General features: G+C 54.0%; 23 protein-coding genes. 14 read left to right on the forward strand and 9 right to left on the reverse strand.

All coding sequences use genetic code 11. The features are described 5' to 3' along the window. Nucleotides 1-22 precede the first annotated feature (22 nt). The 5 genes from paaB to paaZ all read left to right on the forward strand — a co-directional run bounded on the left by paaB (nt 23) and on the right by paaZ (nt 5,007). Entirely contained in the window at nt 23-304 is a 282-nt protein-coding gene (gene paaB, locus QT231_RS21240; protein WP_022521442.1) for a 1,2-phenylacetyl-CoA epoxidase subunit PaaB, read from the forward strand. Nucleotides 305-315: 11 nt separating this feature from the next. Then, nucleotides 316-1,155, forward strand: a complete 840-nt coding sequence (gene paaC / locus QT231_RS21245) for a 1,2-phenylacetyl-CoA epoxidase subunit PaaC (protein ID WP_308338792.1) — start codon at nt 316-318, stop codon at nt 1,153-1,155. After that, nucleotides 1,139-1,753: a 1,2-phenylacetyl-CoA epoxidase subunit PaaD gene (gene paaD, locus QT231_RS21250; protein WP_308338793.1), complete on the forward strand. Its 615-nt coding sequence runs from the start codon at nt 1,139-1,141 to the stop codon at nt 1,751-1,753. Before paaC ends, paaD begins: the two co-directional genes overlap by 17 nt. Before the next feature lie 19 nt (nt 1,754-1,772). Next, nucleotides 1,773-2,855 carry a 1,2-phenylacetyl-CoA epoxidase subunit PaaE gene (gene paaE, locus QT231_RS21255; protein ID WP_308338794.1) on the forward strand — a complete coding sequence of 361 codons (1,083 nt, stop codon included), beginning with the start codon at nt 1,773-1,775 and terminating at the stop codon, nt 2,853-2,855. A 109-nt stretch (nt 2,856-2,964) separates the two neighbouring features. Further along, on the forward strand, nt 2,965-5,007 hold the full coding sequence (gene paaZ / locus QT231_RS21260) for a phenylacetic acid degradation bifunctional protein PaaZ (RefSeq protein ID WP_308338795.1): 2,043 nt from the start codon (nt 2,965-2,967) through the stop codon (nt 5,005-5,007). Between the two features lie 97 nt (nt 5,008-5,104). Here paaZ and QT231_RS21265 read toward each other — a convergent pair whose 3' ends face one another. From QT231_RS21265 to QT231_RS21280, 4 genes are all read right to left on the reverse strand, one after another. Further along, on the reverse strand, nt 5,105-6,400 hold the full coding sequence (locus tag QT231_RS21265) for a TRAP transporter large permease (protein ID WP_308338796.1): 1,296 nt from the start codon (nt 6,398-6,400) through the stop codon (nt 5,105-5,107). Continuing rightward, entirely contained in the window at nt 6,393-6,935 is a 543-nt protein-coding gene (locus tag QT231_RS21270; protein WP_308322367.1) for a TRAP transporter small permease, read from the reverse strand. Before QT231_RS21270 ends, QT231_RS21265 begins: the two co-directional genes overlap by 8 nt. Before the next feature lie 27 nt (nt 6,936-6,962). After that, complete coding sequence (locus QT231_RS21275; RefSeq protein WP_064235578.1) at nt 6,963-8,012, reverse strand: TRAP transporter substrate-binding protein; 1,050 nt, start codon at nt 8,010-8,012, stop codon at nt 6,963-6,965. A gap of 356 nt (nt 8,013-8,368) precedes the next feature. Next, nucleotides 8,369-8,857, reverse strand: a complete 489-nt coding sequence (locus tag QT231_RS21280) for a MarR family winged helix-turn-helix transcriptional regulator (protein WP_308338797.1) — start codon at nt 8,855-8,857, stop codon at nt 8,369-8,371. A 424-nt stretch (nt 8,858-9,281) separates the two neighbouring features. On the opposite strand from QT231_RS21280, the gene QT231_RS21285 reads away from it, so the two are divergent. Genes QT231_RS21285 through maiA form a run of 4 tightly spaced genes read left to right on the forward strand, consistent with a single transcriptional unit; the run spans nt 9,282 to nt 12,457 of the window. Beyond that, nucleotides 9,282-9,374, forward strand: coding sequence for a DUF2783 domain-containing protein (locus QT231_RS21285; RefSeq protein WP_308338798.1), 93 nt, complete (start codon nt 9,282-9,284; stop codon nt 9,372-9,374). 50 nt (nt 9,375-9,424) lie between these two features. Beyond that, a complete protein-coding gene (hmgA, locus tag QT231_RS21290) occupies nt 9,425-10,732 on the forward strand; it encodes a homogentisate 1,2-dioxygenase (RefSeq protein ID WP_308338799.1) in 1,308 nt (435 codons plus the stop codon). A gap of 35 nt (nt 10,733-10,767) precedes the next feature. After that, nucleotides 10,768-11,787: a fumarylacetoacetate hydrolase family protein gene (locus QT231_RS21295; protein ID WP_308338800.1), complete on the forward strand. Its 1,020-nt coding sequence runs from the start codon at nt 10,768-10,770 to the stop codon at nt 11,785-11,787. Nucleotides 11,788-11,812: 25 nt separating this feature from the next. Continuing rightward, nucleotides 11,813-12,457 (forward strand): maleylacetoacetate isomerase, encoded by a 645-nt coding sequence (gene maiA, locus QT231_RS21300; protein WP_308338801.1) that lies wholly within the window; start codon nt 11,813-11,815, stop codon nt 12,455-12,457. A 55-nt stretch (nt 12,458-12,512) separates the two neighbouring features. Here the strand turns inward: maiA and QT231_RS21305 are convergent, their stop codons facing one another. Beyond that, a complete protein-coding gene (locus tag QT231_RS21305) occupies nt 12,513-16,028 on the reverse strand; it encodes an indolepyruvate ferredoxin oxidoreductase family protein (RefSeq protein WP_308338802.1) in 3,516 nt (1,171 codons plus the stop codon). Nucleotides 16,029-16,205: 177 nt separating this feature from the next. Here QT231_RS21305 and QT231_RS21310 point away from each other — a divergent pair, with 177 nt between their 5' ends. The 3 genes from QT231_RS21310 (at nt 16,206) to QT231_RS21320 (ending at nt 18,717) form a co-directional block, all read left to right on the forward strand. Then, a complete protein-coding gene (locus QT231_RS21310; RefSeq protein ID WP_064235587.1) occupies nt 16,206-16,688 on the forward strand; it encodes an Lrp/AsnC family transcriptional regulator in 483 nt (160 codons plus the stop codon). 230 nt (nt 16,689-16,918) lie between these two features. After that, nucleotides 16,919-17,974: a TRAP transporter substrate-binding protein gene (locus QT231_RS21315; protein ID WP_308338803.1), complete on the forward strand. Its 1,056-nt coding sequence runs from the start codon at nt 16,919-16,921 to the stop codon at nt 17,972-17,974. Nucleotides 17,975-18,264: 290 nt separating this feature from the next. Further along, entirely contained in the window at nt 18,265-18,717 is a 453-nt protein-coding gene (locus tag QT231_RS21320) for a DUF6455 family protein (protein WP_308338804.1), read from the forward strand. Between the two features lie 124 nt (nt 18,718-18,841). Here QT231_RS21320 and QT231_RS21325 read toward each other — a convergent pair whose 3' ends face one another. The 3 genes from QT231_RS21325 to QT231_RS21335 form a co-directional block, all read right to left on the reverse strand. After that, a complete protein-coding gene (locus QT231_RS21325) occupies nt 18,842-20,302 on the reverse strand; it encodes a sodium-dependent transporter (RefSeq protein WP_308338805.1) in 1,461 nt (486 codons plus the stop codon). A 331-nt stretch (nt 20,303-20,633) separates the two neighbouring features. Next, nucleotides 20,634-22,196 (reverse strand): sigma-54-dependent transcriptional regulator, encoded by a 1,563-nt coding sequence (locus QT231_RS21330; protein WP_308338806.1) that lies wholly within the window; start codon nt 22,194-22,196, stop codon nt 20,634-20,636. A 33-nt stretch (nt 22,197-22,229) separates the two neighbouring features. Continuing rightward, nucleotides 22,230-22,706, reverse strand: a complete 477-nt coding sequence (locus QT231_RS21335) for an Lrp/AsnC family transcriptional regulator (RefSeq protein WP_308338807.1) — start codon at nt 22,704-22,706, stop codon at nt 22,230-22,232. A gap of 128 nt (nt 22,707-22,834) precedes the next feature. On the opposite strand from QT231_RS21335, the gene hppD reads away from it, so the two are divergent. Both hppD and QT231_RS21345 read left to right on the forward strand, forming a co-directional pair. Further along, complete coding sequence (gene hppD / locus QT231_RS21340; protein WP_308338808.1) at nt 22,835-23,941, forward strand: 4-hydroxyphenylpyruvate dioxygenase; 1,107 nt, start codon at nt 22,835-22,837, stop codon at nt 23,939-23,941. 14 nt (nt 23,942-23,955) lie between these two features. Next, entirely contained in the window at nt 23,956-24,333 is a 378-nt protein-coding gene (locus tag QT231_RS21345) for a Rieske 2Fe-2S domain-containing protein (protein ID WP_308338809.1), read from the forward strand. Nucleotides 24,334-24,525: 192 nt separating this feature from the next. Here QT231_RS21345 and QT231_RS21350 read toward each other — a convergent pair whose 3' ends face one another. Further along, nucleotides 24,526-24,648, reverse strand: coding sequence for a hypothetical protein (locus tag QT231_RS21350; RefSeq protein WP_308338810.1), 123 nt, complete (start codon nt 24,646-24,648; stop codon nt 24,526-24,528). Nucleotides 24,649-24,761 lie beyond the last annotated feature (113 nt).

Here is a 24,761-nt window from a genome sequence, read left to right on the forward strand (position 1 = left end):
CTTGACCACAGAGGCTTTCCTCATGGCTGACTGGCCCCTCTTCGAAGTGTTTATACGCAGCAAGCACGGCCTCAATCACAAGCACGTTGGTAGCGTACACGCCGCCGATCGCCGCATGGCCATTGAAAACGCCCGCGAGCTTTATACCCGTCGCAATGAAGGGGTGAGCATCTGGGTGGTTCCGGCCAGCGAAATCACCGCCTCTTCTCCCGATGAGAAAGAGCCGCTGTTTGACCCGTCTAACGACAAGGTCTATCGCCATGCATCCTTCTACAAACTGCCGAAAGAAGTCGGCCACATGTAAGGGAGGCAGCAATGCAAAGCATGGCTCATCGAAACTCGGTTCAGAAAAACTCTGCTCAGAAAACACAAGCACCGCTGACCGATTACCTGCTGCGCCTTGGCGACAGCGCCTTGGTACTCGGTCAGCGCCACGCACAACTTTGCGGTAAGGCACCAGCGCTGGAAGAAGAACTGGCCTTGATGAACGTGGGTCTCGACCTCTTCGGTCAGGCGCGCAACTGGTTGGGCTATGCCGCTGAACAGATGGCTGCTGAACTGATGGCCGCTGAACCAGAAGGACAGGTTCATGATGCCGACTCTTTAGCCTTTCGCCGCGATGCCCAGGACTTTCGCAACCTGTTGCTCGTCGAACAGCCTAACGGCGACTTTGCCGATATTATGGGGCGCCAGTTCCTGTTCGATGCATGGCACGTCCACCTGCTTGACGGGCTGTCTCACTCCAGCGACCCGCGCATTGCTGAAGTAGCTGCCAAGTCGCTTAAGGAAGCGACGTACCACCTACGCCGCTCCTCTGAATGGGTGATTCGCCTGGGCGATGGCACGGAAGAGAGCCACACCCGCATGCAGCGAGCGCTCGACAACCTTTGGCAGTTCACTGGTGAGCTACTGCAGGGTGACGAGATTGATCAGGCCATGTTAGCAGCCGGCATCGCGCCTGACCTGGAAACCGTTGCCTCTCGCTGGAAAGCCACCGTGGAAGAGGTGCTTGAAGAAGCCACGCTGGTGCGTCCTTCCTACGACGCCTGGATGTATACCGGCGGCAAAGTCGGACATCACACCGAGCACCTGGGCTTTCTGTTGGCGGAAATGCAATATCTGCCGAGGGCATATCCCGATGCAACCGTCTGGTAACCATCCGTCTGCGTCTATCAATAACAGACCTAACGTTGACAGGCTTACCGATGACTGGCCTTCCAGCGACTTGATCGGCAGCGACCGCAGCGGGCTGCCGCCCGCCGGTGACGAAGGCGATGTCAACGCCGTGCTGGCTGTACTACAGGAAGTGCCCGACCCGGAAGTGCCTGTGGTCAGTGTGGTTGAGCTGGGCATTGTGCGCGATATCGCTTGGCTTGATGGACGGCTGGTGGTCAATGTGACCCCAACCTACTCCGGCTGCCCGGCCACGGAAGTTATCGAACAGCATATCCATGAAGCGCTGGTGGCCACTGGCTACGCAGACCCACTGATCCAGCGCCGCCTGTCACCCGCCTGGACTACCGACTGGTTGACGGACGCAGGTCGCGAAAAGCTGCGTGCTTACGGCATCGCGCCACCGGTAGGAAGTGCTAGCAAGCGCAGCCTGACCGGCCAGTCTGATCCAGTCGTGCCCTGCCCTTTATGTGGCAGCAACGCGACCGAACGCGTCAGCGAATTCGGCTCTACGGCCTGCAAGGCGCTTTACCGCTGTCGCGATTGCCTGGAGCCTTTCGATTATTTCAAGTGCCTGTAAAACGACGAGACCATTTCCCATGAGCCGATTTCACGCCTTGACCGTCAAGGATGTACGCAAGGAAACCCATGATGCCGTTTCCATTGCTTTCGACATTCCCGACGACCTGCTGGACGCTTTTCGCTTTACCCAAGGGCAGTACCTGACGCTGCGCCGCGATATCGAAGGTGAAGATATTCGCCGCTCCTACTCCATCTGCACCGGCGTCCACGAACATGAGCTAAGAGTCGCCGTCAAGCTGGTGCCGGGCGGCAGCTTTTCCACCTTTGCCAATCAGCAATTGCAGCTCGGTGACCGCCTGGAAGTAATGCCGCCCCAGGGCAAGTTCTTTGTGCCTCTCGACCCCAGCCGTGAAGGGCACTACCTGGCAGTGACCGCTGGCAGTGGCGTCACCCCCATCATGTCGATTGTTTCCACCACCCTGGAAAGCGAGCCAAAGAGCCGTTTTACCGTCATCTATGGCAACCGTTCCACCACGGGCACGCTGTTTCGTGAGCGCCTGCAAGATCTCAAAGATCGCTACCTGGAACGCCTTAACATCATTTATGTGTTCAGCCGTGAGCAGCAGGAAATTGATCTGTATAACGGTCGGATCGATGCCGATAAGTGCAACGCCCTATTTGACCGCTGGGTAGACGTGCCCAAGCTCGACGCCGCGTTTATCTGTGGCCCGCAAGAAATGACCGAGATCGTGCGCGATGTGCTGACCCACCATGGCATGCCAAAGGAAAAGCTACACTTTGAGCTGTTCACGACAGGGCTACCCACGGCAGGCGCCAAGCGCCGCCAAACGACCAGAGCCGCTCAGCTTGAAGCTGAAACTTCGCACATCAAGGTAATCATCGACGGCCGCACTATTGAATACAACTTGCCCCGCAATACCCAGAGCATCCTGGAAGCAGGTAACGAGCATGGGGCCGATCTTCCATTCTCATGCAAGGCCGGCGTGTGCTCCACCTGCAAGTCAAAAGTCATCGAAGGCGAGGTGGAAATGGACGCCAATTTCGCCCTGGAAGATTACGAAATAGATGCAGGCTACGTACTGTCCTGCCAGTGCTATCCAATCAGCGACAAGGTGGTGCTTGACTATGACGAGGTATAAACCCTAGCCCACCTACGCCCAAGCCGGCGACTCCGTCGGCTTTGTTGATCCTGATACCAGCAGCTAATACCAACAACTGATCCCCAAAAGATGGGCGGGAGAACACTCAATGCCAGTTTTACAGAGTTACATCGCAGGCCAGTGGTTCGGAAAAACCGAGGCCAAAGCACTGATCAGCGCCATCAATGGCGAAACCGTTGCGCATACCCACCAAGAAAGCATCAACTTCGCCGAAGCAGTGGCGTATGCCCGCAACACCGGCGTGAAAAACATGTTGGCGCTGGATTTCCAGCAGCGGGCAGCCATTCTCAAAGCGCTGGCCGCCTATATCCAAGAGCGTAAGCGTGAGCTCTATGCCATCTCTCACCACACTGGCTGCACCAAGGCCGACTCCTGGATCGACATTGACGGTGGCTTCGGCACCCTGTTTACCTACGCCTCCACAGGCCGCAAGGAACTGCCCTCCGGCAACGTGGCCCACGAAGGCCCGGTCACCCAATTAGGTAAAGATAACCACTTCAACGGCACCCACATCTTGGTGCCCCGCCGCGGTGTTTCTGTCCATATTAATGCGTTCAACTTTCCCATCTGGGGCATGCTGGAGAAGTTCGCCCCCGCCTTTCTGGCAGGCATGCCGTGTATTTTCAAACCAGCAACCGCCACTAGCTACCTGACCGAAGCTGCCATACGCATCATCAACGACTCTGGCCTGTTACCGGAAGGAGCCTTGCAACTGGTGATTGGTGGCGCCGGTGACTTACTAGACCAACTGGAAGAACAGGACTTTGTCACCTTTACCGGTTCAGCAAACACGGCCCTGATGCTGAAAAGTCACCCAAACATTATGGCCAAGAGCATACCGTTCAACGCCGAGGCGGACTCACTCAACAGCGCCATCATGGCCCCGGATGTCACCCCGGAAGATGAAGAGTTCGAGATCTTTGCCAAAGAAGTCGTCAAGGAGATGACCGCCAAAGCAGGCCAGAAATGTACCGCCATCCGGCGGGTGTTAGTGCCCGCCGAGCACCTGGATACATTGGCGGGCATGATGAAAGAACGCCTTTCCAGCATCGTCGTCGGCGACCCTTATGAAGAAGGTGTGCGCATGGGCGCCCTCTCTTCTCGTGATCAGCTCCACGACGTCAACGAAGCCATCGAACGCCTACTGGAAACCAGTGAGTGCGTGTTCGGCAAAGATGGTAGCTTCAAGCCTGTCGGCCAGGGAGTCGAACACGGCGCGTTTATCGCTCCCCACTTGCTGATCAACCACAATCCGTTGAACGACGGCGGTGCGCACGACATTGAAGCCTTTGGCCCCGTCGCTACCCTAATGCCCTACCGCGGCATCGACGAAGCGCTGGCCATCGCTGCCAAAGGCAAGGGTAGCCTGGTTACCACACTGACCACCAAAGACCCTGCCATTGCGGCCGAGATGATTCCCGTCCTGGCCGCGCATCACGGTCGCCTGCAGATTCTGGATGCCCAAGCCTCAAAGGAATCCACTGGCCACGGCTCGCCGTTACCGATGCTCAAACATGGCGGGCCCGGCCGCGCAGGTGGTGGTGAGGAGCTCGGCGGCATTCGTGCGGTTCATCACTATTTACAGCGCACCGCTATTCAGGGGTCGCCCACCATGGTCGCGGCAGTGACAAGGCAATATGTGCGTGGCGCGAAGGTGATCGAGACTGACGTCCACCCGTTCCGCCGCCACTTTGACGACCTACAGGTTGGGGAATCATTGTTAACCCACCGCCGTACCGTCACCGAAGCTGACATCGTCAATTTCGGCTGCCTTTCCGGCGACCACTTTTATATGCACTTCGACGACATTGCCGCCAAAGAGACCCAATTCGGCCAGCGTATCGCCCATGGCTACTTTGTGCTGTCGGCTGCTGCCGGTCTGTTCGTTTACCCAGGCGAAGGCCCCGTGCTGGCTAACTACGGCCTGGATACCCTGCGCTTTATTACGCCCGTGTTGGTCGGCGACACTATTCGCGCCCGCCTCACTTGCAAGCGCAAGATTGACCAGGGCCGGACGTCACCTGATGGTCACCCGCAGGGCGTGGTGATGTGGGACGTGGCGGTGACCAATCAACATGATGAGCTGGTCGCCAGTTACGACATCCTAACGCTGGTCGCGAAGCGGCAATAACGGTTCAGCCGGTAAAGCCAGACACAAAAGTAAGGCAAAAAGCAAAACGGATGACAGGGCATACGCTCTGTCATCCGTTTGTTTAGCAAGGACGTTTTTAATACAGCAACTGCGGCAGGAAAAGCACAATAGCGGGGAAGATAAGCACGAGCAGTGCGCGTAGGGTACCCGCGACCCAGAAGGGGGTGACACCACGGAAGATAGTGCCGGTTGATACATCCGGCAATACGGCTCGCAATACGAACACGTTCATACCGACAGGAGGCGTTATCAAACTGATCTCGATCACGATAACTACCAATATGCCGAACCACACCAAATCATAGCCAAGTCCCGCCACGACCGGGAAGAAGACCGGCACGGTCAGCAGCATCATCGACATACTTTCGAATACACAGCCGAGCAGTACGTAAATGGCCAGGATGGCGAGAATAACCACGAAGGGCGCTACGTTCAGCCCGGTGACTAACGCCAAGAGATCCTCGGGAAGCCCCGCACGGTTAATAAAATTAGCAAAGATGAGCGCCGTCAACACCACCGCAAATAGCATCGCTGTTGTACGCACAGTGTCCATAAGGACATTCATGAGTATAGTCGGCGTCAAAGCACGCTTGAGTAGCGCAATTACAAAGGCACCCATTGCGCCAATACCCGCTGCTTCAGTTGGGGTGAATATACCCAAATAGATGCCGCCGATAACCAATACGAACAGCGCCAGGGTACTCCCCACATTTTTTAGCGCTGAAAAGCGCTCATTCCAGGGGACTTTTTCGGCCGCTGGCCCAGCGCTGGGATCACGCCACAGAACCCACTTAACCGCGCCAAGATACATCACAATGCCCAGCATGCCGGGGATAAAACCCGCTGCAAACAGTTCACGAATGCTGGTCTCGGTAATGATGCCGTAGATCACCAGCATCACGCTGGGAGGAATCAGTATCCCAAGGGTTCCGCCCGCGGCAATGGAAGCCGCCGCCAGTGAATCCTTGTAGCCGTACTTGCGCATCTGGGGCATGGCTACCCGCCCCATGGTGGCACAGGTCGCAAGGCTCGACCCACAAATAGCACTAAACCCTCCACAAGCCACAATGGTTGCCATCGCCTGACCGCCCTTACGGTGACCAAGGAAACCGTTAGAGGCTCGGAACAGCGCATCTGAGAGCCCAGCATGGGACACCAAATTACCCATCAAGATAAACAGGGGTATCACCGATAGTCCGTAGTCCCTAGCGGTGTCTACCACCCGCCGCGACGCCATGGCTTCAGCCGCGTTCCAATTACCCGTCAGGTAGTAGAAGCCCACAAAGCCCACGATCCCCATGGCAAACGCCAGTGGCATGCGCAGGAATACCAATATCAACAGCGCTGCAAACCCATAAAGTGCTTCAGTCATGCTTATCTCCCTGGCTGACGGGGCCACCACACTTAATCACACCCACGCCTTCTAGCAGGTAACTCACCGCTCGACCTAGGGTGAGCAGAGCGGAAAGAAACAACATGATGGCAATCAGGTAGATAAGGTAACCATCGGGAATACGTAGAAACTCAGTGACATCGCCCCACTCGAAAGCACGCACGCCCAGCGCCCAAACCCGTGTAGCGATCACCCATAAAGCCACTGCGATAATTAGGTTGACGATCATCTGGCGCAGCCATATCCAGCGCGCAGGGAATACGGCGTCCAAGAGATCCACGCTAACGTGCTCTTCACGCCAGCATGCTACTGGCAGTGACAGGAACACCACAGCGGCCAGCATCTGCTGAGTCAACTCGACGGTTCCAAGGATAGGTAGATTAAAGAAATAACGGCCTACTACGTCAGCAGTCGTCAGCAGCATTAAGGCAAATAGGGTGGCACCCGCCACCCCCTCCAGCGCCAGCTGCATGACCCTACCGACATTTGACCAGCGAGTCGTCAGGATCGGCATAGTCGCCCTCCACTTGGCGAAGGGTAATTATGATTGTGGCACTAAGGATGCCACGCTCTCTTGTGTAGCAGCTTCTTCAAGCTGTTGGTGGAAGTACTCAAGCGCCGCTTGCGCATCGATACCACGCTCACTGACGTTCTCAGACCAAGTGTCAACGAGGTCATTACTGATACCACGCAGCGTTTCAAGATCTTCGTCGCCAAGGGCCGTAAAGGTATGGCCCTGCTCTTTGGCGAACTCGACGCCTCGCTCATCGGATACATCCATCATGTAGCCGAATAGTCGCGACAGCCGCTCACCCGAGACTTCTTCCACAGCGGCACGATCCTCTGCAGACATCTCATCCCAAATACTCGGATTAACCACGATGGTGAAGCTGCCGCGATAGAAGCCCCCATCCACCGTCAAGGTATAGGGAAATATCTCGGCTACCCGAAAGCTTCTAAGTCCTTCCGGCACCAGCATAGCGCCATCAATAACGCCCTGAGAGCCAGCTTCATAGACCCCGGTTGGCGGCAGAGCCACACCGGTCAGGTTCAGGGCATTAGAGAGGTCTCCCATCACCCCGCCACCGACGCGAATGCGCTCGCTCTCCAGATCGGCAAGGGTTTGGTACTGCTCACGACTAAAGATCCAACCTGGGCCGTGCACGCCCGCAGCCACCACATCAACGCCACGATGCTCATCAGCTTGCGCTAAGTGCTCCTGGTGCGTATGCCAGTAAGCCGCAGAGGCGTTCTCCGACGAGAAGTCTTCGAAGGTAGGGAACTCAGGTAACTGAGTGGCCAGAAAGCGCCCAGCGTTATAGCCATGGAACACCCAGGTAGCGTCTGCGATACCATCGGCAACCATTTCCATCTGGGAAGCTGGAGGCCCCATATCATGTATCACATCTACGGTTACGCGACCTTCCGTCGCCTCTTCAATCCACGCTTTCCACGTTGGCCATACCATGGTGTTGATGCCGTGATTAGGGCCAGCCCAGGTACTCACGGTGATAGTGGTTTGCGCTAGAGCGGTGGTACTCAGCGTCGCAGCGGCGATAGCGCCGATCATCAGGTTTGTTGTTTTATTCATTTTTCTTTCCTCTGGTCGTCACGAACGGGGAGCGTCAAACGTGATACCTTATTATTGCTATAAAAAAATTATTAGAATCACGTTATCTGCCACAATGCCTGCAGATGAGTGGATAGTGCAACGATCCATCGACTAAAAGATGCTAATACTTAAGTAGTGATTTATATTTTTTGTTAAATTACAATCAGTTAATCTAAACAATAGATTCCTAGAGTCATTCCCAATGGCCACAGGAAAATAATTCTTCGCCAATTTTTTTGTTACATAAATCACATCACCCCAGACACTAATGACGCGCCATTGATCAGATAGGCTCAACATCTGCTACCAGAGGGCGAGTCACCTGTATCGAGCCTTTAGCCAATTCTCTCCAACTGCCGTTCAAGCTTGCGCATGGTATTGAGCAAATCACGATATTCACCAACGCTCAGGGTCGACACCAGATTGGCTTCCCACGCCTGTGCTTCGGGTACTAACTTATTAAGTAGCGCTTGCCCGGCCTCTGTCAGCTTTAAGTCATGTAGCCGCTGATCTTGCTGTGATGGCGTGCGGTTTATCAGTCCACGGTCTTCCAGCGACTGGATAGCTCGAGACACACGAGCCTTATCCATATTGGTGTAGGTACAAACCTTTTTAGCGGTTAAATCATCACAGTGGCTGAGCCAGGCAAGCACACGCCACTGGGCAATGTTGAGTTGATAGGAGTCGGCATAAAGCTTCTCTAGCGCCTGACTGATCCGATCAGCCAGACGGTTAAGCTGATAGGGTAAAAATTGATTGAGATCGAGCTCTGCCCTGGCTGAAGACTCCAGAGATGCATCGCCGCCGACTTTATCCATCGCCATTATATTTCTCCTAGAGCCGCCATTTATCTTGGGTGGTAATGAAAAATCAGCACGATAGCTGGGAATGAAGGCACCAGCAACGCGTCTAACGACTGACCACCTCAAGGAAAAGAGTCCTCTTAGCTCCATACGGCATCCCGTCGCCACTCAACTCCCTTCTCTACACCAGGGGCTATCAGCCTTAGATGCCCCCTTAAGAGCCCTCCCAGTAGAACAAGATAGAACACTGCCGATATATAATCTCTATCGCAACCAAATTGTCGGTTTTAATTGTCATACTTAGCCATTTCATTGCGGAAAAAGGCCTAAATGCTAATAATGATTTATATTTAAGCACCCAATCTGCCGTGCCATCGTATGCAGGGCTAGACAATTAGTTTCATTAGAAACTATTATGACAGCATGAAGAAGATCGAGTACATCAATGCCCAGCATCCTGTTACTTGCTAATCACATCGGCGATCAAGCGGTGTTAGAAGAAGCGGTTTTCCATGCGGTTAGTGATTGCGATAAATAGCTGCGCCATACGCTTATCGAAATAAAGTTCAAATAACGCAGGACTTAACAATGACTGAACAATTGCAATATCAGAGCGGTTTTCATAATCACTTTTCAACCGAAGCACTCCCAGGGGCATTGCCGATTGGGCAAAACTCCCCTCAGAAGTGCGCTTATGGATTATATGCAGAGCAACTAACCGGCTCCGCATTTACAGCGCCACGTCATCAAAATTTCCGTAGCTGGCTTTACCGTATTCGCCCTTCTGTCGTTCAGAGCGCGTATCAGCCACTCGACAATCACAAGGTACACACCGCTCCGTTAGATAAACCAGCGGCTGATCCCAATCAAATGCGCTGGGATCCCGTTTCTCTACCGAGCGAGCCGACTGATTTTATCGACGGCTTATTTACCATTGCCGTCAACGGCGATGCGGGTACCCAGGCTGGCGTAGGCGTGCATGTCTACACCTTTAATAAAGACATGACCGAGCGTTTTTTCTACAACGCTGACGGAGAACTGCTGTTTGTTCCACAACTGGGCGCCATTCGTCTACGTACCGAATTTGGTGACATCGAGATCGATAATGGTGAGATTGCCGTTATTCCACGCGGTGTGAAATTCCAAGTGCGCAGAGCTCAGGGTGTTGATGCTGCGCGGGGATATATATGCGAGAACTATGGCAGCCCTCTAGAGCTTCCAGGCCTCGGCCCCATCGGGTCTAACGGTTTAGCAAACCCGCGTGACTTCCAAAGCCCCGTGGCAGCCTATGAAGATCTAGAAGGCGACTACCGTTTAGTGGCTAAGTTCTCTGGGCGTTTCTGGGAGAGCAAACTCGACCATTCGCCGTTAGATGTCGTGGCGTGGCACGGCAACTGCGCGCCTTATAAATATAATCTGGCTAATTTTAACACCATCAATACGGTTAGCTTCGATCATCCGGATCCGTCAATCTTCACCGTATTGTCGTCCCCCTCCGATACGCCGGGGATGGCGAATCTTGATTTTGTCATTTTCCCACCGCGCTGGATGGTTGCCGAGAATACCTTTCGGCCACCCTGGTTCCATCGCAATCTAATGAGCGAGTTTATGGGACTGATACACGGCGAGTACGATGCCAAAGCTGAAGGCTTCACGCCTGGCGGCGCCAGCCTACATAACTCAATGTCGCCCCATGGCCCCGATGCCGAGACATTTGAGAAAGCCTCCAACGCGGAGCTTAAACCCCACTTCATAGGCGACACACTGGCTTTCATGTTTGAGAGCCGCTACTTCTTTCACCCGACCCCTGCGGCGCTGAATGCTGACTTCCGTCAACGTGACTATGTGGATGTTTGGTCGACGCTGCGCTCCCACTTCAACCCCAGCCAGCCCTGAACCCGACACCCCCTGACGACAAGGATTGATTCACCATGAAACTTGCAACACTTAAGCAGGGCCGCGACGGAGAACTTATCATTGTCTCCCGTGACCTTTCCCGTGCAGTGAGCGCTGTTGATATTGCGCCCACACTTCAGGCAGCTATTGAGGAGTGGGCGACGGTTAGCCCCAAGTTGGAAGAGCGCTATGCACAACTTAACAGTGGCCGTACCGAAGGTGCTTTTGAGCTTGACCAGAGTGCGCTGCACTCCCCTTTACCGCGTGCCTATCAGTGGGCTGACGGCTCCGCCTACCTGAACCATGTCAAGCTGGTACGCCAGGCACGTAATGCCGAGATGCCCGACACCTTCTGGACCGACCCGCTAATGTACCAGGGCGGTAGCGACGGTTTCCTAGCCCCCACCGAGGATATCGAGGCGGTGAGTGAAGAGCATGGCATCGACTTTGAAGGTGAGATCGCCGTTATTACTGACGACGTGCCGATGGCAGTAACGCCCGAGCAAGCAGCCAAGCACCTTAAGCTAGTGATGCTGGTCAACGATGTGAGCCTGCGTGGCCTTATTCCCGGCGAGCTAGCGAAGGGCTTCGGCTTTTTCCAAGCCAAGCCCGCCTCTTCTTTTTCGCCTATTGCGGTGACCCCCGATGAGCTGGGCGATGCCTGGCAGAATGGCAAGGTACACCTGCCGCTGACCGTGCACCTCAATGGCGAGAAGTTTGGCGAGCCAGAAGCCGGCCCAGATATGATTTTCAGCTTCCCACAGCTGGTTGCCCATGCGGCCAAGACCCGCTATCTCGGCGCGGGCGCTGTTATTGGCTCGGGCACTGTTTCCAATCCCGACCCCGATGGCGGCCCTGGAAAGCCAGTGGCTGATGGCGGAGTGGGCTATAGCTGTCTAGCCGAAGTGCGCATGGTGGAGCAGATACTGTACGGCCAAGTAAAAACGCCCTTTATGCGCTTTGGCGACCGGGTTCGCATCGAGATGTTCGGCCGCGATGGCAACAACATCTTTGGTACGATCGATCAACAAGTCGTGAAGTACCAGCCAAAATGACGCGAGGCAACATAAGGAAAGCAACATGACGACGCTTTACGGCTATTTCCGTTCGTCGGCTGCTTATCGGGTACGTATCGCCTTAAACCTGAAGGGCCTGGACTACGACCAGGTGCCGATCAACCTGGTGAACGGCGAGCAACGGGGTGGCGACCATTTGGCACGCAACCCCCAAGGGATGGTGCCTAGTCTAGTGCTGGATGACGGCTCAGTGGTTAACCAGTCGCTGGCTATCTGCGAGTATCTCGATGAAGTGTATCCCGAACCCGCGCTGCTACCGGCGGATGCGTTAGCCCGCGCCCAGGTTCGCGCCCTCGCGCAATTAGTGGCTTGTGAAGTTCACCCCCTCAACAACCTGCGGGTGCTCAAGTATCTCGTCGGTGAGCTGGGGGTAGATGAGGGAGCTAAGCTAGCCTGGTATCGCCACTGGATTGCTGAGGGCTTCACAGCCATGGAAGCAACGCTCTCGACTGACCCCAGCAGCGGTGATTTTTGCCATGGTGACACCCCAACGCTTGCAGATATCTGCCTAGTTCCCCAGGTGTATAACGCGGAACGCTTCGAATGCGATTTATCAGCGTACCCGACACTCCAGCGCATCGCTGCCCACTGCCGGACACTGCCAGCCTTCCAAAAGGCAGCACCCGAGGCGCAGCCTGATGCCAGCTAAACCCTCCTGAACAGGCCGCGCATTGCGCGGCCTGCCTTTCGCTTGGCGGGCAGCCTCAGGCGGCTTCGACAGCGATGGTTTTCGAACGACCTTGGCGTAATTCGATCAGCAGCTTCTCGCGGCGCGCATTCGCTTTCTCGGCGGCAGCTTCGCGGACTGGCCCGTAGCCACGAATCTCTTCCGGCAGCTTGGACAGTGTCAAAGCAGTGGCATGATTAGTGCCATCAAGACGCGCCACTAGCTCGTCAATCAGCTGCTCGTAGTCCGCCAGTAAGGCACGGTCGAGCTTCCGGTCTGCGCTGAAGCGGAAAGGGTCGAGGGCCGTGTTGCGCAAACCGCGCATCTTGGCCAACGCGCCCATTGCCTTCAACATCCAGGGGCCGAAGCGACGCTTCACGGGCCGCCCTTGCGTATCCTTACGGCCACTCAATAGCGGTGGCGCCAAGTGGAAGGTTAGCCGGTAATCACCCGAGAACGTTGCTTTCACTTCATCCAGGAAATCGCTCTGGGTGTAGAGCCGCGCCACTTCGTACTCATCTTTATACGCCATCAAGCGATAGAGCTGATGGGCGACGGCTTCACTCAATGCTTGGCCACCGTTTAACGCTGTTTCTGCTTCACGCACTTTTGTCACCTGGGTGACATAGCGCTCAGCCCAGGCACGGTTCTGATAGCGCTCCAGGTGGCGACGATTACGCGCGACCACGTCATCCAGGGTGGCATTCGTGGGCAGCGGCATCGTATCAAGGTGCTGCTGTAGATAGTCGGGCTCCACCGCTGCCAAGCGCCCCCAGGCAAATGCCTGGCGGTTCTTTTCCACGGCGACGCCGTTAAGCTCCAGGGCACGCTGCAGTGCAGGTTCAGACAGTGGCACCAACCCTTGCTGCCAGGCAAACCCAAGCATCATCATATTGGAAAACACCGTATCCCCTAGAAGCTGTTCAGCCAGGCGGTTGGCATCCAGCGATGCAAAACGTTCGTCTCCTACCGCTTCACGCAACAGATTAAGGCGTTTGCTGGGCTGCATATCCGCGTCGCGGTAAAGGACATAGTCCGCGGTGGCTAGCTCCGCCAGGTTGGCAACAATACGGGTGGTCGGCTGAAGCACGTTCAGCGCTTTCTGCGAACTGGCCACGACCATGTCACAAGCAATGACAGCATCGGCCTGCCCCGATTCGATGCGTACTTGATTCAGCTCGTTGGGCTGCGCTGCCAAGCGAACATAGCTAAGTACCGCCCCGCCTTTTTGAGCGAACCCCATAAAGTCGAGCACGCTGGAGCCCTTGCCTTCCAGGTGTGCCGCCATCGTGATCAACTGCCCGACGGTCACCACGCCCGTGCCACCAACGCCCCCCACCAGTAGGTCATAAGGGGCCTTCAGAGGCGCGATTGCAGGATTAGGCAAATGCGCTATACGCTGCCAAAAGGCGTTATCCGCCTCAACACCCTGGCCTTTACGCAGCTGGCCACCTTCAACAGTGACAAAACTGGGGCAAAAACCACTGACACAGGACATATCCTTGTTGCAGGAGGACTGATCTATTTTGCGCTTGCGGCCTAGCTCGGTCTCCCGCGGCACCACCGATAAACAGTTGGACTGTACGGAGCAATCACCACAGCCTTCGCAAACATAATGATTGATAAACACCCGGCGGGCGGGATCTTCCATCAAACCACGCTTGCGGCGGCGACGTTTCTCCGCCGCGCATACCTGGTCATATATCAACACGGTGCAGCCGGGAATCTCGCGCAGTTCACGTTGCAGCGTATCCATCTCCTCTCGCCCGTGGAAAGTCACCTCCTTAGGAAACTCTTTTTCATGCCCTCGATACTTTTCGGGTTCATCGCTGACTACCATGACCCTGCGCACGCCTTCATCCAACGATTGCCGGGCAATCATGGGGACATTGATTTGCCCATCGACCGGTTGACCACCCGTCATGGCCACCGCGTCGTTGAACAGAATCTTGTAGGTAATATTGACGTTGGCTGCCACCGCCTGGCGAACGGCCATGGAGCCCGAATGAAACCAGGTGCCTTCTCCCAAGTTCTGGAAAATATGGCCATTTCCGGTAAAGCGGCTTTTACCTACCCAGTTAACACCCTCGCCACCCATCTGAATTAACGATTCGGTGCTGCGATCCATCCACGAAGCCATAAAGTGGCAACCAATACCCGCCAGGGCTTTGCTGCCTTCAGGCACCTTGGTGGAGCTGTTGTGTGGGCAACCCGAGCAGAAATACGGCATGCGGCGTACACCGCCAAGTTCCTTAACACCTGCTTGGCAAGCATCAACGATTGCCAGCTTGTCGCTAAAATCAATCTCGAAAAAGCGCGTAAGGCGCTCTGCCACGAAACCTGCCAAGAGACGCGGGCTAAGCTCGCCAACATAGGGAATCAGCGGTTTGCCGGTTTCATCCTGCTTGCCGGTAACGATTACCTCGCCGGGATGGTCGGGTTCCGACATGTACTCCTTCAACTGACTTTCGATAATGCCGCGTTTCTCTTCAATGACCAGCACCTCACGCTTGCCATGAATAAACTCAAGGATGCCGGGGCGATGGAGTGGCCATACCATCCCAACCTTATATATTTCTATCCCGAGATCACGCAGTTTGGCTTCATCCAGCCCCAGTAAACGCAGCGCCTCAAGCAAGTCCAAATGACCCTTACCTGTGGTAACCAGCCCAAAGCTCGCCTGCTCTTGGCGAAATAGATACTGATCAATCGGATTAGCCGTGGCAAACGCCTGCACGGCGGCCAGCTTGTGCTCAATGCGGGTCTCGAGTTGTGGCCCCGGCAAATCGGGCCAGCGATAGTGCAGCCCGCCCTCCGGCATCTCGAAGTCGGGCGTTACGTAGTCGGGCAAGGGAGGCACTTCGACTGAGGCACCACTCTCTACGGTTTCAGACACGGCTTTAAAACCTACCCAACAACCCGAGAAGCGTGAAAGGGCATAGCCCCATAGCCCAAAGCGTTCATACTCCGCCAATGACGCAGGGCTTACCACCGGCATAAACCACGCCATAAAGGCGACATCAGACTGGTGCGGCATGGAGGACGACACACAGCCATGGTCATCTCCCGCAACCACCAGCACACCACCCGTCGGCGAGCTGCCGTAAGCATTACCGTGCTTCAAGGCGTCACCCGCGCGGTCAACGCCCGGCCCTTTGCCGTACCACATGCCGAAGACCCCCTCGACTTGGCGGTCAGGATCCGTTTCTACCTGCTGGCAACCCAGCATCATGGTGGCGGCCAGGTCTTCGTTGATAGCAGGGACAAAGTCGATGTGGTGCTCTTCCATGGCGGCTTTCGCCCGCCAAATCTCTTGGTCTACACCGCCCAGGGGCGAACCACGATAGCCGCTGATGAGCCCTGCCGTATGGCGACCATTGCGGCGATCAAGCTCGGCCTGACGTAAGGCGATGCGTACCAAGGCTTGGGTGCCAGTAAGAAAAATACGGCCTTCGCCACGGCTATAGCGGTCGGCCAGCTGATAGTCATCGAGGGCAATATCGAGAGGCTGGGTAATAGAACCCGCCTGCTCAGCGATTGAGGGGGTGGTCATGAGCGTTCACCAGTACGGTTGAAGAGTTATGGTTGTAATACGCTTGAGTCTAGCCAAGAGCGCACTAAAGGTGCTTGCTAATTCACCCTTCAAAACCCTGGTTATCAATCATTACTTTCATTTTTAGCGTTTTTTCGCAATGATATTCAACAAATCACAAATAAATGAAATAGCTCTATGAAAGAAGCAACCAAAGAAATCACCTTAGACAGGCATGATCAGCGCATCCTTACCTTGCTTCAGCAACAGGGGCGCATTACCAACAATGAGCTTGCCGAACAAATAGGCCTCTCCCCCGCCGCCTGCTGGCGACGAGTCAAGGCGTTGGAAGAGAGTGGCGTTATTCGTCGCTTTGCTGCACTGGTGGAACCCAGCCTGGTGGGCCAGCCACTATCAGCGCTGGTCATGGTGACGCTGGTTCGCCATCACATCGATAATACCGTCGAGTTCGAAAACCGCATCCTGCAATACCCGGAAGTGCTGCAGTGCTATGCCACCACCGGCAACGCCGATTTCGTGCTGCGCGTGGTGATTGAAGACATGGCCGCTTATGACCGGTTCCTGAATGAAAAACTCTTCACTTTGGATGGCATTTCCCAGGTCAACTCCAATTTCGTGCTGCGTAATATCAAAGAAGAGACCGCTATCCCGATTCGCTGAATCAGCCGGCAAAGCTCGCTCTCGCCGAGCGCTACGCCTTAAAACTTAAGACGTAAATAGAGTGCCAACCTCTCTAAAACTAGTTGCCATTGAAACTATTCAGAGGCAAGGTAACCCGTGTGATTTACGCAACCCCAGGAAGACGCCCTTACTTGGGGATAGGCGTTACCAATAACAACATTTACCAATAACAACATAGGCGCTAATAGCGTCGGCTCTGGAGTTTCAATATGAATAAATCAGCTCGCCTACTAGTGGCTGCTATGGCTGTTTCAAGCATGGCGTTCAGTATGTCTGCACTTGCGCAGGCAACGATCACCGTCAGCACATGGGGCGGCCCTAATCATGGCGTTAATACCATTGTTTGGCCAACCTGGAAGGCATGGATTGAAGAAGCCACCGAGGATCGTGTCACGGTAGAAGTAGTGCATGATATGGGGCCTCCACCGGCACAAATGGAGATCGTTGCGGATGGTATTGCGGATGCCAGCTGGATTTTTCACGCTCATATGGCGGGCCGTTTTCTAGCAACGCAGTTGCCTGAATTCCCTACATTTGAGAAATTTTCCTCAGAAGATGCTTCCGCTGCGTATTGGCATACCCATCAAGAATATCTGCAGCAAGCCAATGAGCATCGCGGCGTCGATGTGGTTGCGATGGGCGTGCATGGCCCTGGCCAAATATTCACCCGTGACCAAATCAGCTCAATTGATGAGCTTGCGGGCAAACGGCTGCGCGTGGGTGGCGGCGTGATGAGTGGTTTAGCCGAGGCAATGTCCGTGACCGGCGTCGCCATTCCTCCCACTGGCACCTACGAGGCCGCCTCTCAAGGGGTTGTTGACGGTGCGATGCTAACGCTTGAAAGCTTGCGCAGCTTTCGCGTTGCCGAAGTAGCCCCGCATACCCTCACCGTAGACGGTGGCTTCTACCGCGGCAGCTTTGCAATTGTTATGAACCCCATGTTTTGGGATCAAGTATCAGACGAAGACCGCGCGGCGATTGAAAGCGTATCGGGTGAGCGACTTTCACGCTTGTTTGGCTACATGATGGATGTATCCGACCAACGCGGTGTTGAGTTTGGTGAGGAAAATGGCGCGACCTTTACCCAGGCATCAGAGCAAGACATTGTTTACCTGCGGGGCGTTGCTAGTAACTTGCTGGATACCTGGAGTGAGGCCGTAAAGAGCCGCGATGTGGACGCACCAGCAGCGCTTGCCTTCTTTCATGAACAGTTAGTCAATGAGGCGGCTGAAGAAAGTATCGCCTCGAGTGTTGTTAGTGACTGAGTGACTGAAGCAGTAGATTGAACGTTCTCGCCGCTGCTTATGGCTGACGGCGGGAACCTATTGTCAATTAGTCACGCTTCCCCAGTACTTATTTTTTCCAGTACTGATTTTTTCTAGTACTTAGTTTCCCCAGTACTTACTTTATCCCATCACTTAGCTTCCACACCCATTTCAATCTAAAGCCTCCGCACCCTGTTTCATTTGAAACTAACTTGATCCGCGTCAAGATACTTCACCTCTCAGCGACTAATACTACTACCCTCATCAAGAACGCCTGGGGGATAACTATCATGGGTATGGGTACTGCGAAGAACACAGACACCATCTCTTGGTGGGGACGCCTAATAGAGCGCTGCTATGCATCGTCAACCGCGATGTTAGCCCACAAGCTGAAGCATGAAGCAAGCGCCAGCTATGATGCGCTTATCAATGACCTGGAGAGACCACTAGAACCACGCTTTGAGCAGGAAATAGCAAAGCAACTGGCGGCAGGCCCAACGGCGCATTTCAGTCCAGCCAGAACCTTGATGCCAGTAATGATGCAACATTTTGGTCTTGAGGAAGATGTTCTTCAGGAAAGCGGTCTGATTAGCCAAGCGGACTATGTTGCACTACGTGACAGCTGCAATGCTTGTGCAGCCGTTGGCGACTGTTGGAAAGCAATGCGAGCGAGTCCCGAGCTTGATGAATGCCGTAAATTATGCCCCAACGCAACAGCCTTTGATGCCTTAGCGACACAGTGAAGCGTTTTGACAGCAACTTCTGCTCCCACCAACAACTAGAGCGCTCCCAACCAGTGGATGGGAGCGCTCTAGCTTTCATCACTCTATTCAGACCTTAAGCTTTGCACTTGTTTCTACAATCACTTCAGGAAGCCTGGTGGCGCAGCCGCGGGCTAGCCAATTCTCCCACCACGGTGATAAGCACCAGCAGGGCCAACAGCCACGGCCACTGGGTACCTACCTGGAGGGTCGCAAGACCCAGCGCATCGATGAAAATTAGCACGATGCCTAACGGGCTAACGTAACGCACCATAAACAGCCACAGCGTATGCTGGGTACGGGAGAGCCCTAGTTCCTGCCTGAATATTTCAGTACGCAGCAGGAAGCCTGCCATGAGTGCCATGCCCAATCCGCCTAACGGCATCATCCAGCGGGAGGTTAGGTAGTCCAGCCAGTCGAAGAAAGTGCGGCCTGCTAGCGTCCAATCCGCGCCCATGTTGAATGACAGCATGGCCAAAGTACTCACCAACCACAGCACAATACCCACACCCCAGGATGCCCGTTTACGCGTCATTCCTTTGCTTGCCACGAGCCAGGCTACGGTCGCCTCGATCATCGAGATCGACGATGTAAGCGCGGCCATCGATAGCATCACAAAGAACAGGACGCCAAACAGCGTACCAAACGGCATCGCTTGGAAGGCCAATGGCAAGCTCATGAAAATCAACCCTGGCCCTTGGCCGGGATTCATTCCGTTAGCGAAAATAATCGGGAAAATAGCCAAGCCTGCCATTAGTGCGACAACGGTATCGGCAATGGCCACACTGAATGTCGTGCGCGCGATGGAGTGCCCTTCTGGCAGGTAAGAGCCGTAGGTAAGAATCGCGCCAGAGGCGAGCGACAAAGTAAAGAAGGCGTGCCCCAGTGCCGCTAACAGCCCTTCACTGCTTAATCCTTCCGTATTGAAAGAGAACAGAAAAGACCATGCGTCGGCGAAGCCACCGGAAAAAGCACCGTAGCCGATCAGTATCCCCAGCATGATGACCATGCCTGGCATCATCCAACTGACGCTCTTTTCAATGCCGGCTTGTACGCCTTTGCCCACGATGAACATGGTCAGCACTGTCACCAGCGTGCTCCAGGCACCTAGCGTCCAAGGGTTGGCATTGTTGGCGGCAAAAATTGCCGCCATGTCATCGACGCTATTACCCGCCAGACCGCCACTCAGCATCTTCCACAAATAGGAAAATGACCAGCCCGCGACCACGACGTAGAACGACAGAATCATGAAGCCACATATCATGGCCATCCAACCGAAGATCGACCAGAAGCTACCATGGCCCGACTCATGCACCACCCGGCGGATAGCGTCGATCGGGCTGCCTCGCCCACGGCGACCGAAGCTGATTTCAGCCATCATGATGGGGACGCCGACCGCCAATATGCAGGCCAGGTAAACCAGCACGAAAGCACCACCCCCAAACTCGCCAGTGATGTAAGGAAACTTCCAGATATTACCCAGTCCCACTGCAGAACCAGTGGCTGCCAGTACAAATCCCCAGCGGCCCAGCCACAGCGTCTTGGGAGGCGTATTTGTCGTTGTCATTGGGAAACCTTATAAATTGATATTGTTTTTAGGCTATTGATTTATAATCAGCTAAAACAACTACTTAAAATTGATTAGCTGTCTCTTAAAGCCAACTCACTGCAATCAGCCAGTCATCGAGAGCAATCTATTAAGAGTCTAGGGAGATAGCTATAGGGCAGGAATAGGGTGATATCGCACTCGGCACGACGCTAAGCCATATAAGCGAGACGCAGCTGTAAACTAATCGTTACACTTGAAAAGGAATGCCGTTGGACGGGGTCTTGCCGTTGCATTTTTCTGACACCCCGTAAAGAAATCGTGACAATTAATTCACCTGTCATGGATTTTTTTAAGAGTCCTCTTGAGCACCAATGCCGTAACGTTTGAGTTTATTGGCAACGGTTGTGTGCGAAACGCCCAGTCGTTTTCCCAACTGGCGGCTAGAAGGGTACTTTTGATACAGCGTAGTTAAGATGTTTCTTTCCACCTCTCCCAGCATATCGCTCAAGCTTCCCTCTAATGGGATGCCAGCCAACTCAGGCGACTCCTCTCGGTGAGGAAGGCGCAAATGCACCGGCTGGATGGCTTTTTCTTCACACAGTGACACTGCCTGGAACAGCACATTTTCCAGCTGTCGAACATTGCCCGGCCAGTCGTAACGGGTGATTTTTTCCAACGCAGCAGGCGAAAGCTCGGGCACAGGACAGCCTATCTGACGGGCCGCACGATCCAGCATATAGGCTGCCAAGTCTGCGATGCCATCCAGGCATTCCCGTAAAGGTGGCACCTGTAACGAAAGCACATTGAGCCGGTGATAAAGATCAAGCCGAAACACCCCCTCACTACACAGCTGAGGCAAGTTCTGTTGAGTGGCACAGATTACCCGGACATCCAGGAAGGTTTCCTCGTCGCTCCCCACACGCCGGAAACCGCCATCCTGAAGAAAGCGCAACAGCTTCGTCTGCAGCCGGGGACTCATTTCACCGACTTCATCAAGAAATACCGTGCCACCTTCGTTAAGCTCCAGAAGGCCCAGCTTACCTTCCGGCCGAGCGCCTTCGAAGGCACCGGGGGCGTAACCGAAAAGCTCTGTCTCGGCCATTGATTCAGGCAGCCCGGCACAGTTAAGCACCACAAACGGCGCTTGCCCTCGGGGGCTTGCCAAATGACAGGCTCTGGCCACCAGCTCTTTCCCGGTTCCTGTTTCCCCCACAATCAACAACGGTGCCTCTAATGGCGCCATGCGACGCGCCTCGTTGATGACGGCTTCCAGTCGCGAACTCGACTGAAAGATGGCCTCAAAGCCACGCAGCTCCTGACGCTGCACCTGATAAATACGCGCACCGATACGGTCGGCACGGTGTAATGTCACGACCGCCCCCGCGAGTGAATCAACCTTAGTATCTTCCGTATGCAGTGGCGCGATATCAGCCAGATAGGTATTCCCTTTCAGTTTGATCCGCAATCCATTGATGCGTGAGTTGTTTCGGCGAATCAAGTCGGGCAGATCCACCTCGTCAAGGTAACGATCCAGTGAGAGCCCCGGCACTTCTTGAACGCGCACGCCTAAAACCTGAACAGCAATACGATTGGCCGCCACAATTCGGCCCTGCATATCTATCGACATCACTGGGTCAGAAAGCGAGGACAGCAGCGCATCCAGCTCCAAATGACGCCGCTCGCTGGGCATCAAGCTGGCGCGCTTAACACCAAACACGCCAGGGATGGCTTCCAATACCGGTTTAAGCGTCTGTAGCTGCGCATTGAGTAATTTTGGAACATATAAATAGATGGTATTGCCCTGATCGCCCCCTACCTCTCCCCGAGCAACATTAATTCGGTAGTCAGCAAACTGGGCCACTATATCGCGCAGGATACCGACTCGATTCTGGCAGTAAAATTTAAGACGCATAGAGCCCTCACGGCACAAAACCAACTCAGCTACTTAGCCACCACTCACTGGCAGCCCCTGCTCTTCTTTCATACTACGCAGTATTATTTCTGAGCGAACCTGGGTTACATTAGGATGAGGTAATAAATGATGATGAATAAAGTCCGAAAACGCTGTTAGATCCTTGGCGATGATATGTAACACATAGTCTGCGTCTCCCGACACAGAATAGGCCTCACGAACCATGGCATGCTTCGTCAGTAACGTCACAAAATCATCATCCATGCTTTCACCATGAGCTTTGAGATTAACTCTGGTGATGGCACGCAGCCCAAACCCCAGGCTGGTGGCATCAAGCCTAGCCGAATACCCCTTAATGACACCTTCGGCTTCTAACCGTGCTTTGCGGCGGGAGCACTGCGAGGGAGACAGACTGACGCGCTCTCCCAATTCTGAATTGGTGAGGGCTGAGTTCTTTTGTAACTCTGACAAAATTGCAAGATCATAACGATCCAAGGAAATTCCGTGCATACAGCACTCCTATTGCGCACATTCTGTGCACTATTTGGCTGCATCTTAGGTTAGTTTGCAACCTAATTGTACCGGCTCTTCCCTATACTGAACTTGTCACCCAACAAGACAATAAAGGAGAGACAGCGATGGGCCCCTTCCCTCATGACGCACCCAAAGCAACCATCAATGATGCAAACCCAGCAGGCACAGATGGCTTCGAGTTTGTTGAATTTGCACACCCCGAGCCGGAAAAACTGGATAGCTTATTTCGGCAAATGGGTTTCGTTCCCGTTGCAAAACATCGTGACAAGTCGATCACCGTTTATCGTCAAGGCGATATCAACTACCTTCTTAACAGTGAGCCTAACTCGCATGCGTCAGCGTTTATTGAGGCGCATGGCCCCTGTGCACCGGCAATGGCTTGGCGCGTCGTTGATGCTCAGCATGCGCTAAAACGTGCCGTCGACCTGGGTGCAGAAGAGTTCACGGGTAATAAATCCATCGATGCGCCTGCGGTGATTGGCATTGGCGGCTCGCTGCTTTACTTTATTGACACCTATGGCGAAAAAGGCAGCTGTTATTCAAACGAATTTGAGTGGTTGGATGAGGTCGACCCTCGTCCTAAAGGGTTTGGTTTTTACTATCTTGACCACCTCACTCATAACGTTATTCGCGGCAATATGGACACGTGGTATAAGTTTTACCACGACACCTTTAACTTCCGCGAAATACGCTACTTTGATATCACCGGTAAAATGACAGGCCTTACCAGCCGTGCATTGACTTCTCCCGATGGTAAAATTCGCATACCCATTAACGAAAGTGCCGATGATCACAGCCAGATCGAAGAGTACTTGCGCGAATATAACGGCGAAGGCATTCAGCATATCGCCATTGCAACGAACGATATCTACTCCGGCACTGACTTAATCGCTGATGCGGGGCTCGAATTTATGCCTGGCCCGCCGAACATCTATTACGAAAAGTCACTGGAGCGCGTTAAAGACCACCAGGAACCTCTCGATAAACTGCGTAGCCGTGGCATTTTGATTGACGGCGAAGGTGTCGTGGGCGGCGGCGAAACCCGAATTTTGCTACAAATTTTCTCAAAAACGGTCATTGGGCCCATCTTCTTCGAGTTTATCCAGCGTAAAGGCGATGATGGTTTTGGAGAGGGCAATTTTAAAGCACTTTTCGAGTCCATCGAAGAGGATCAAATTAACCGCGGCGTGTTGCACAGTACCGCTGAATAGTAAAAGGGCACACCGTGCATGACGCTTGGCGTAACTATGAAAATGCCCCCCAAGAGGGGGCTATTATTTGCCCTTCCAGCGCTATACCAGAAGGCAAAGCACGCTGCATGGAAATAATGAGCAGCAATGGATCTTTCCCAGTCATTGCAGCACGTATAAATGGCACGATTTATTGCTACGTCAATGCCTGCCCCCACCAATATTTACCTTTAAACTATCGATCGGACAGTATCATTTCATCAGATGGGCACCGTTTTCTATGCAGTGCGCATGGGGCAGCGTTTGACATTAAAACGGGAGACTGCTTAACAGGCGGCTGTGATAAACTTGACGCCATACCTGTATTTGAAGATCTAGCAGGCAACTTATGCATCAAGCCTAGAAAACCTTAAAAACATTCACCAAAAAGTTATAACCTATTCCCCTATCTCTAGCTAAACATCCGACAATAGTGATGGGGTCGAATAAAACTCCACAACTATTCAGCCGAACCATAAGCGAACTCAACGAGTTCGCTTATGGGCAAGATAGCAGGGCTAGGCAGCATTGGCTTAATACAAGTTGGCCCATTAAAAACACGTCATTTAGGCGTCAGGATCAACCACATCGTCAGCGCTCAAGCTTTCCTCGTCGCCTGCGGCAACTAGCAGTTGTTCGAGGAAAAAAGCGCGGGCGGCCTCTCCATCAACATCTTTGTAGTGGTTCAATAAAACCGGACACCAACGTAGGTGGTAATATTGCCACCATAAACGAGGTGTCTGATGACCAAGAAACGACGTACTTTTTCGCCTGAATTTAAGCAGGAAGCTGCCAGCCTAGT

It is taken from the genome of Halomonas sp. SpR1, from assembly GCF_031010175.1.
Lineage (GTDB): Bacteria > Pseudomonadota > Gammaproteobacteria > Pseudomonadales > Halomonadaceae > Vreelandella.

What these genes read in the sequence shown, in the direction of transcription:
- QT231_RS21315 (WP_308338803.1), top strand. Translation starts at nt 16,919, where the DNA reads ATGAATAAATCAGCTCGCCTACTAGTGGCTGCTATGGCTGTTTCAAGC.
- QT231_RS21275 (WP_064235578.1), bottom strand. Translation starts at nt 8,012, where the DNA reads ATGAATAAAACAACAAACCTGATGATCGGCGCTATCGCCGCTGCGACG.
- paaC (WP_308338792.1), top strand. Translation starts at nt 316, where the DNA reads ATGCAAAGCATGGCTCATCGAAACTCGGTTCAGAAAAACTCTGCTCAG.
- QT231_RS21265 (WP_308338796.1), bottom strand. Translation starts at nt 6,400, where the DNA reads ATGACTGAAGCACTTTATGGGTTTGCAGCGCTGTTGATATTGGTATTC.
- QT231_RS21305 (WP_308338802.1), bottom strand. Translation starts at nt 16,028, where the DNA reads ATGACCACCCCCTCAATCGCTGAGCAGGCGGGTTCTATTACCCAGCCT.
- QT231_RS21310 (WP_064235587.1), top strand. Translation starts at nt 16,206, where the DNA reads ATGAAAGAAGCAACCAAAGAAATCACCTTAGACAGGCATGATCAGCGC.
- QT231_RS21280 (WP_308338797.1), bottom strand. Translation starts at nt 8,857, where the DNA reads ATGGCGATGGATAAAGTCGGCGGCGATGCATCTCTGGAGTCTTCAGCC.
- QT231_RS21285 (WP_308338798.1), top strand. Translation starts at nt 9,282, where the DNA reads ATGCCCAGCATCCTGTTACTTGCTAATCACATCGGCGATCAAGCGGTG.
- QT231_RS21270 (WP_308322367.1), bottom strand. Translation starts at nt 6,935, where the DNA reads ATGCCGATCCTGACGACTCGCTGGTCAAATGTCGGTAGGGTCATGCAG.
- QT231_RS21335 (WP_308338807.1), bottom strand. Translation starts at nt 22,706, where the DNA reads ATGCACGGAATTTCCTTGGATCGTTATGATCTTGCAATTTTGTCAGAG.
- paaZ (WP_308338795.1), top strand. Translation starts at nt 2,965, where the DNA reads ATGCCAGTTTTACAGAGTTACATCGCAGGCCAGTGGTTCGGAAAAACC.
- hppD (WP_308338808.1), top strand. Translation starts at nt 22,835, where the DNA reads ATGGGCCCCTTCCCTCATGACGCACCCAAAGCAACCATCAATGATGCA.
- QT231_RS21330 (WP_308338806.1), bottom strand. Translation starts at nt 22,196, where the DNA reads ATGCGTCTTAAATTTTACTGCCAGAATCGAGTCGGTATCCTGCGCGAT.
- paaB (WP_022521442.1), top strand. Translation starts at nt 23, where the DNA reads ATGGCTGACTGGCCCCTCTTCGAAGTGTTTATACGCAGCAAGCACGGC.
- paaD (WP_308338793.1), top strand. Translation starts at nt 1,139, where the DNA reads ATGCAACCGTCTGGTAACCATCCGTCTGCGTCTATCAATAACAGACCT.
- hmgA (WP_308338799.1), top strand. Translation starts at nt 9,425, where the DNA reads ATGACTGAACAATTGCAATATCAGAGCGGTTTTCATAATCACTTTTCA.
- QT231_RS21295 (WP_308338800.1), top strand. Translation starts at nt 10,768, where the DNA reads ATGAAACTTGCAACACTTAAGCAGGGCCGCGACGGAGAACTTATCATT.
- QT231_RS21320 (WP_308338804.1), top strand. Translation starts at nt 18,265, where the DNA reads ATGGGTATGGGTACTGCGAAGAACACAGACACCATCTCTTGGTGGGGA.
- paaE (WP_308338794.1), top strand. Translation starts at nt 1,773, where the DNA reads ATGAGCCGATTTCACGCCTTGACCGTCAAGGATGTACGCAAGGAAACC.
- QT231_RS21325 (WP_308338805.1), bottom strand. Translation starts at nt 20,302, where the DNA reads ATGACAACGACAAATACGCCTCCCAAGACGCTGTGGCTGGGCCGCTGG.
- maiA (WP_308338801.1), top strand. Translation starts at nt 11,813, where the DNA reads ATGACGACGCTTTACGGCTATTTCCGTTCGTCGGCTGCTTATCGGGTA.